General features: G+C 66.5%; 4 protein-coding genes and 1 pseudogene. 2 read left to right on the top strand and 3 right to left on the bottom strand.

The window, feature by feature from the left end; all coding sequences use genetic code 11:
- Both AAC023_RS05940 and pdeM read left to right on the top strand, forming a co-directional pair.
- A pseudogene (locus AAC023_RS05940) lies at nucleotides 1-1,044 on the top strand (DNA ligase-associated DEXH box helicase); the annotation flags it as partial.
- A complete protein-coding gene (pdeM, locus tag AAC023_RS05935; protein WP_339739137.1) occupies nucleotides 1,037-1,774 on the top strand; it encodes a ligase-associated DNA damage response endonuclease PdeM in 738 nt (245 codons plus the stop codon). The pseudogene AAC023_RS05940 and the gene pdeM, both read left to right, overlap by 8 nt.
- Here pdeM and AAC023_RS05930 read toward each other — a convergent pair.
- From AAC023_RS05930 to AAC023_RS05920, 3 genes are read right to left on the bottom strand one after another with little or no spacing between them, the layout of a single operon-like run.
- The gene (locus AAC023_RS05930) at nucleotides 1,741-2,490 is read right to left on the bottom strand and encodes a TIGR02186 family protein (protein ID WP_339739135.1); all 750 of its coding nucleotides are present in this window, start codon (nucleotides 2,488-2,490) and stop codon (nucleotides 1,741-1,743) included. The genes pdeM and AAC023_RS05930 overlap by 34 nt on opposite strands.
- Nucleotides 2,490-3,425, bottom strand: coding sequence for a sulfite exporter TauE/SafE family protein (locus tag AAC023_RS05925; protein ID WP_091769467.1), 936 nt, complete (start codon nucleotides 3,423-3,425; stop codon nucleotides 2,490-2,492). The genes AAC023_RS05930 and AAC023_RS05925 overlap by 1 nt, the downstream gene beginning before the upstream one ends.
- A 6-nt stretch (nucleotides 3,426-3,431) precedes the next feature.
- On the bottom strand, nucleotides 3,432-6,779 hold the full coding sequence (locus AAC023_RS05920; protein ID WP_339739131.1) for a peptidoglycan-binding protein: 3,348 nt from the start codon (nucleotides 6,777-6,779) through the stop codon (nucleotides 3,432-3,434).
- Between the last annotated feature and the right edge of the window lie 7 nt (nucleotides 6,780-6,786).

The raw sequence follows: 6,786 nt of genomic DNA, 5'->3' as shown, positions 1-6,786 counted from the left end.
CCGCAGATCGCCCAGCGTCACCGGCTCAATGTCGGCACGATTGTCGAGGCGCCGATGCTCGACGTGGTGGTCTCCTCGCGCGGCCGCGGCGGCCAGCGGCTGGGGCAGGTGGAGGAGTATTTCATCGAGCAATTGACGCCGGGCGATACCTTTCTGTTCGCCGGCCAGGTCTTGCGCTTTGAAGCGATCGAGGAGATGACGGCGCGGGTGACGCGTTCCACCGATACGACGCCGAAAATCCCCGCCTATAATGGCGGCAAATTCCCGCTCTCGACCTATCTCGCCGCCCGGGTGCGCGAGATCGTGCAGGACCCGGCGCATTGGGCCCGCCTGCCGGATCAGGTGCGCGACTGGCTGCAGATCCAGCGCCTGCGCTCGGAATTGCCCCGGGCCGACGGCCTGCTGGTCGAGACCTTCCCGCGCGCGGCGCATTTCTATCTCGTCTGCTACCCGTTCGAGGGCCGTCTGGCGCACCAGACTTTGGGCATGCTGCTGACGCGGCGGCTGGAACGTCTGCGGATGCGGCCGATGGGCTTTGTGGCCAATGAATATGCGCTCGCCGTCTGGGGGCTGCGCGACATGTCGGGGCTCGATCTCGAGGCGCTGTTTGCCGAGGACATGCTCGGCGATGATCTCGAGGCCTGGCTCGCCGAGAGCGATCTGATGAAGCGGACCTTCCGCAATTGCGCCATCATCGCCGGCCTGATCGAGCGCCGCTTTCCCGGCCAGGAGAAGTCGGGCCGCCAGATCACCTTCTCGACCGATCTGATCTATAACGTGTTGCGCGAGCACGAGCCTGATCACATCCTGCTGCGCGCCGCCTGGAATGATGCCGGCACCGGCCTGCTCGATATTCACCGCCTGGGCGAGGCGCTGGCGCGCGTGCAGGGCCATATCTCGCACCAGGCGCTCGACCGTATCTCGCCGCTGGCGGTGCCGGTGATGCTGGAAATCGGCCGCGAATCCGTTCGGGGTGAGGGCCAGGAGAGCATTCTGGTGGATGCCGCTGATGATCTGATCGCGGAGGCGACCCGCCTTGACTGACCCCGTCCGCCCCCGGGCCCATGCCTTCCGGCTTAATGGTGTCGAGGCTCTGGCCGATCCCGCCGGGGTCTTGGTCCTGCCCGGCGTCTCGACCCTGATCGTGTCGGATCTGCATTTCGAGAAAGGCTCGGCCTATGCCGCGCGCGGCCAGCTCATTCCGCCCTATGACACACGCTCGACCCTGCGGCGGCTGGCCGGACGCATCGCCCACCACCGCCCGCAACGCGTGGTCGCTTTGGGTGACAGCTTCCACGATCTCGGGGCCGATGGCCGGATGGATGCGGACGACGCGGCAGCCCTGCAGGCATTGGTCGGCTCGGTTGCCAACTGGGTCTGGATTGAAGGCAATCATGACCCCGCCCCGCCGCCGCGCTTTGGTGGCACGATCCTGCACGCGTTGAGCATTGGCGCGCTGACCCTGCGACATCTGCCAGCCGAGGGTGCGGCACCGGGCGAGATCGCCGGACATCTTCACCCTTGCGCCAGGGTGCGCGGCAAGGGGCGTGCCGTGCGGGCGCGCTGTTTCGCGACCGACGGGACACGTCTGGTCATGCCCGCGTTCGGGGCTTTTACCGGCGGGCTGAACGTGTGTGACGCGGCCTATGACCGCTGTTTCGGGGCGAGGCCGGATGCGCTGATCATGGGGACGGAAACCGTCTATCCGGTCGCGGCGGCGAAACTCATCCCCGACAGGGCTCAGTCGCGGCCGAAAAGCACCGCGGCGAGATAACCGGCCAGCATCGCAAGGGCGACGCAAAACAGGCCGTAAATCATCGGCGCATTATGGGCGAATTCATAGATGACCCGCTCGAACCCGGCCTTTTCGACGCGCAGGCTGGTGGTGCGGCTGGCGACCGGGCGGCCATCGCGGAACAAATAGACCTCGGCCGTGTAATTGCCGACCGGTGTGCGCGGCGGCATTTTCAGCACCGCGCGGAACAGGCCGCCATCGAGGACATCGACGCCGCCGGGCGTGTCCGCATAGAGCGCATCGCGGCCGCCGGCGCGCAGCACCGCGGCGCGGTAGTCTTCCAGCTCCGCCACATCGGGACTTTCCACCTCGGCACTGATATCCGGGTGCAGCAGGCTCTCCAGCCCGATCCCGTTGCGCGCCAGGGATTCCGGCGGGGCGATGACATCGATCGGCAGCGAGCTGGCCATGGCGTAATAGCTCGGCACGGTGGGGAAATCGACCGGCGCCGTATTGACCCAGATTCCGAAGCTGCGGCGCTTGCGCATGACGCGCAAATCCTGATCGGGGCCGCGTAATACGACAACAATCTCGTCGCGCAGGGTCAGGCCGCGCGTGGCGCCATAGAGCACCAGCGAAGTACCGGCGAAATTCTCGCGGATCTCAACCGTCTCCTGGGTCAGGGCGGCCATGATGCCGGGCGCCTCATTGACCATGGGCTGCTGTACCAGCAGGGCGAGGGCGAGCATCATCATCAGCTGCCCCCTCCGCCATGCGGCAGGACGACGAACATGTCAGCCGGCGTCACGACGAGGTCCAGACCCAGCTTGATGCAGACGCCGACCACCATGATCGCCAGCAGGGCGCGCAATTCCTCGGCCTTGACGTGGCGTCCGGCGCGGGCGCCGAACTGGGCCCCGATCACACCGCCAACGGTGAGCATCATCGCCAGCACGACATCGACGGTCTGATTCTGGGCGGCCTGCAGGAAGGTGGTCAGGGCGGTGACGAACAGGATCTGGAACAGCGAGGTGCCGACCACGACATTGGTTGGCATGCGCAGGATATAGATCATCGCCGGCACGATCACGAAACCGCCGCCAACGCCCATGATTGCCGAGAGGGCGCCGACGAAGAACCCGATCAGGACGGGCGGGATGACGGAGATATAGAGGCCCGAGCGCGGGAAGCGCATCTTGAAGGGCAGGGTGTCGATCCAGCCGCGCTTGCCACGTTTCACCCCGCCCTCACGGCGTTCCGGGGCCTGGTTGCGGCGCAGAATGGAGCGCACGCTTTCGATGAACATCAGCGCCCCAATCGTGCCGAGAAAGCCGACATAGCTGAGCGAAATGATCAGATCGATCTGGCCGAGCTCGCGCATGGCGGTGAAGATCTGGACGCCGACAATGGAGCCGGCAAAACCACCCACCAGGAGCAGGGTGCCCATTTTGGGGTCAAGGGTCTGGCGACGCCAGTGGACCAGCGCGCCGGAGGCCGAGGAGGCGACGATCTGATTGGCCTGGCTCGAGACGGCGACGGCGGGCGGTATGCCGATGAAGAAGAGAAGCGGGGTCAGAAGGAAGCCGCCGCCGACACCGAACATGCCCGACAGAAAACCCACACCCGTACCCAGTCCCAACAGCAAGAAGATGTTTACCGAGATCTCGGCGATCGGGAGATATATTTGCACCGCCCGCTACCCCGCCGCAGCGCGTGCGAGCCGGTCGAGCAGGCCGGCATCGACGCGCCCGGTTTGCGGCAATCCCTGGTCGGCTTCAAAGGCCATCACGGCTTCATAGGTCTGGCCGCCAATCATGCCATCAATCGGTCCGGGCGAATATCCCAGTGCGGCAAGGAAGCCCTGGGCGCGGTAGACATCATTGGCACTGGCCACCGGGGCCTGTTCCCAGGGCAGATCGCGATAAAGCCCATTGGCCTGGGCATCGATGGGGCGCGGCTGGAACGAGGCGACGATGCGGCGCGCTTCGGCGAGCGCTGCCGGTTCCATCATTTCTTCCAGCGCAGCGGCGCGCTGGCTGGCAGTCGGGTCGGTTTCGGTCGCAGCGATGGAATACCAGGTGAAGGCGTCGGGCACGCTCAAGGGCACGCCCTGGCCACTTTCGAACAACAGAGCGAGATTGAACTGGGAATCGCGCAGACCCAGCAGCGCGGCGTCCTGGAACCAGCGGGCGGCTTCGTCAAAGTTTACGGCTGTGCCGGTACCATAATAATACATCACAGCCAGATTGTGCATCGCCCGGCGATGGCCGGCATTGGCAGCGCGCTCGGTCCATTGACGCGCCGCTTCCAGATCGATGCCGACACCTTCGCCGGTCTCGAGCAATTTGGCGTAGCGGTATTGCGCTGCCGGGATGCCCTGTTCGGCGGCGCGGCGCAGCAGGATGGCGGCGGTCGCGGTGTCGCCGGTTTCAAGGCTGCGCATACCGAGCATGTAACGCGCGACCGGATTGCCATCGGCGGCGGCGCTCTCAAGCGTATTGGCGCCGGTGCTCACGGTGCTGCGCTGGGGTGCGGTACGGCTGGGCTCCTGCGGCGCGGGGGCGGAGAGCGGAACGGCGCTGCCTGACGCGTCGGCAACGACATTGGCAGGTGCCGGCTGGCGTGCTTCGGCAGTCTCGCCCGCCGTGTTCGTGGCATTGTCGCCGGTATTGGTGTCCGTCATGGCTTCGGTCGCGGCCGCATTTCCGGAGATTGCGGGTGCGGTTGCGTCCGGCGCGGCAGGATCGGCGGTGGCGAATCCGGCTTCGACCGAGGCGACGAAGCTGCGTTCCTGGACCGCATTGGCGGCCTGGCTGGCAGCGTCACCGCGAATGGCTTCCCAGACCAGGATGGCACCGGCGCCGCCGAGCATGACCAGGGCGATGACCGGCAGGGCAATCAGCAGGGTGCGGCCGAGCTTTGATGGCCGGCTGCCTGGGTCATACTCAACAGCGGAGCTCTGGGTGCGGGTGCGTTCGCGTGCCGAAGCGAGGAAATCGGCATCCGCTGTGGCGCCAATCCGCTGACCAGGACGCGGCGCGGCCGGTTGTGGCGCGGCCTGCGGCGCGGGTTGTGGTGTTGCCGGTATGGGCTGCGGCACGGGCTGCAGAGTGGGGTGCGGCGCGGCTTGTGGAGCCGGCGCGGCGGCCGCCCGTACGGGGTGTGAAATGGCGGATTGCGGCGCTGTCGCAGCAGCCATCGGGCGCGGTTGCGCGGCTGGCACAGGCGCTGGCTGCGGCGCGCGCAGGATCGGGGCGGCCAGTGTCTGGGCCGGTGCGGGCGGCTGCGCGGGTGGTTCGGGAGTCAGGAAGGGGTCGAGATCGTCAGGCGCGTAATGGCTGCGGGGTGTTTCGGCCTGTGGCGGCGGCGCCAAGGGTGTATCGAAGTCAATCGCTTCGGCGGCGGCGGCCTCGGCTGCTGCTATGGCCTCCGCTTCCGCTTCAGCAGCCGCTTCGGCCTCAGCCTCAGCGGCCGCCTCGACCGCAGCGGCGGCCTTGGCGTCGTCTTCCAGCTTGCGGGCCTCGATCGCCTCGAGCCGGTCGGCCAGAGCTGACATGGCGCGTTGCACCGGAGACAGGACTTCCTCGGTGTCAGCACGGACGGTGGCGAGACGATCCTTGACGCCGCTCATCGCATCCTCGATGCGCTTCGCGGTGCGCTCCTCGGACTGACGAAGCCGGTCGGCGAGGGCCTCGTCGGAGGCGGCTTTCTTCTCGTCCAGGCGGGCGATCACCTCGGCCATACGGTCGGTCGCAGCGGCCACAGCCGTCGAGGATTGCGTCTCGGCATGCGCGATGCGGTCGGCCAGCGCCTTGCCCATGCGCGTGACCTCATCACCCATCCGGCGCAGCGATTCCTTGCCTTCCTGACGGACATCATCAAGCCGGCGGTCAATATTCTGTTCCGCGCGTGTGTCGCGCAGCGCCTCCTGGGTGCGGCGCTCATTCTCCGTCAGACGGCGTTCGATGGCGCCGGCCAGCTTGGTCAGCTCATTGCCGAGCTTGTGCATGCCATCGCCCTGGCGGCGTTCGGCATCATCAATCCGTCCGAGTGCCTGGGTGAGGGCATTTTCCAGCCGGTCAACGCGCGGTTCTGCGGCGACATTGCTCAGCGCGCTGGCGAGCTGGGTGCGAGTCTCCGCAATCATGCCGGCGACTTCGCCGGACAGGCGGTCGAAGCGGCGCTCCAGTTCGATATTGTCGCCAGAATTGCGTGATTCGAGAGTCTTCAACCGGTCTTCGAGGCGTGAAACCGTAGTGTCGAGCGTGCGGGCGGCGTCATTGGTCTGGCGCTCGGCACCCTCGACCCGCAGGCGCAGGCTGTCGGTCGCACGGTGCAGTCCGTTGAGCACTTCGCCTGAACGTTCATCGCGGCGCTTGGCCTGGTCGGCCAGATCGGCAGCACGGTGTTCGGCCCGCTCCAGCTTCAGCGCCAGCGCCTCGGCGGATTTGCGGGAGGCCTCGCCCTGTTCCTTGACCTGCTGGCCGGTGTCGTGCAGCCGCGCGGCAATGTCGTTTTCGTGTTCATAGAGCCGGCGCGCCAGCTTCATGATTGTGGTTTCTATAGCCTTGCCGGTTTCGGGATCACCCGCCACCTGGCTGGATTCCATCTGTGCGATCCGGCCGGCCAGGTCGTCCTGGCCTTGGCGGACACGGCCGAGATCCTCGCGTGTCTCGTCGAGCTGCTCCGCCTGGCGTTCGCTGCTGCGGCCAATCTTGTCGACGAGCTGATTGATCGCCTTGTCGAGATTTCCAAGCGTTTGGGAGGATTGGTATTCGGCCGCTTCAATGCGTTCGGTCAGACGATTGACCATGGCGCGCAGCAGGCGGTCCTCGCCGGGATCAGCCGGGCTGGCGCCGCCGCCAAAGCCGGGGAAGCCCTCAAGGGCATCGTCCCAATGGGGGCTGGCCGGATCCGAATCATCGAGAATCACCCGGTTGAGCCACTCGCCCAGGGTCACCCCGTCATGGCGCGCAGCCGTCTTGGCACGCGCCCGAGCGCGGGGATCGATTCCCTTGACGCTCCAAGGACCTGCAGACGACATGCGAATC

The organism is uncultured Maricaulis sp. (assembly GCF_963976135.1).
Lineage (GTDB): Bacteria > Pseudomonadota > Alphaproteobacteria > Caulobacterales > Maricaulaceae > Maricaulis.
This window is presented reverse-complemented; position numbering and strand designations above follow the sequence as displayed.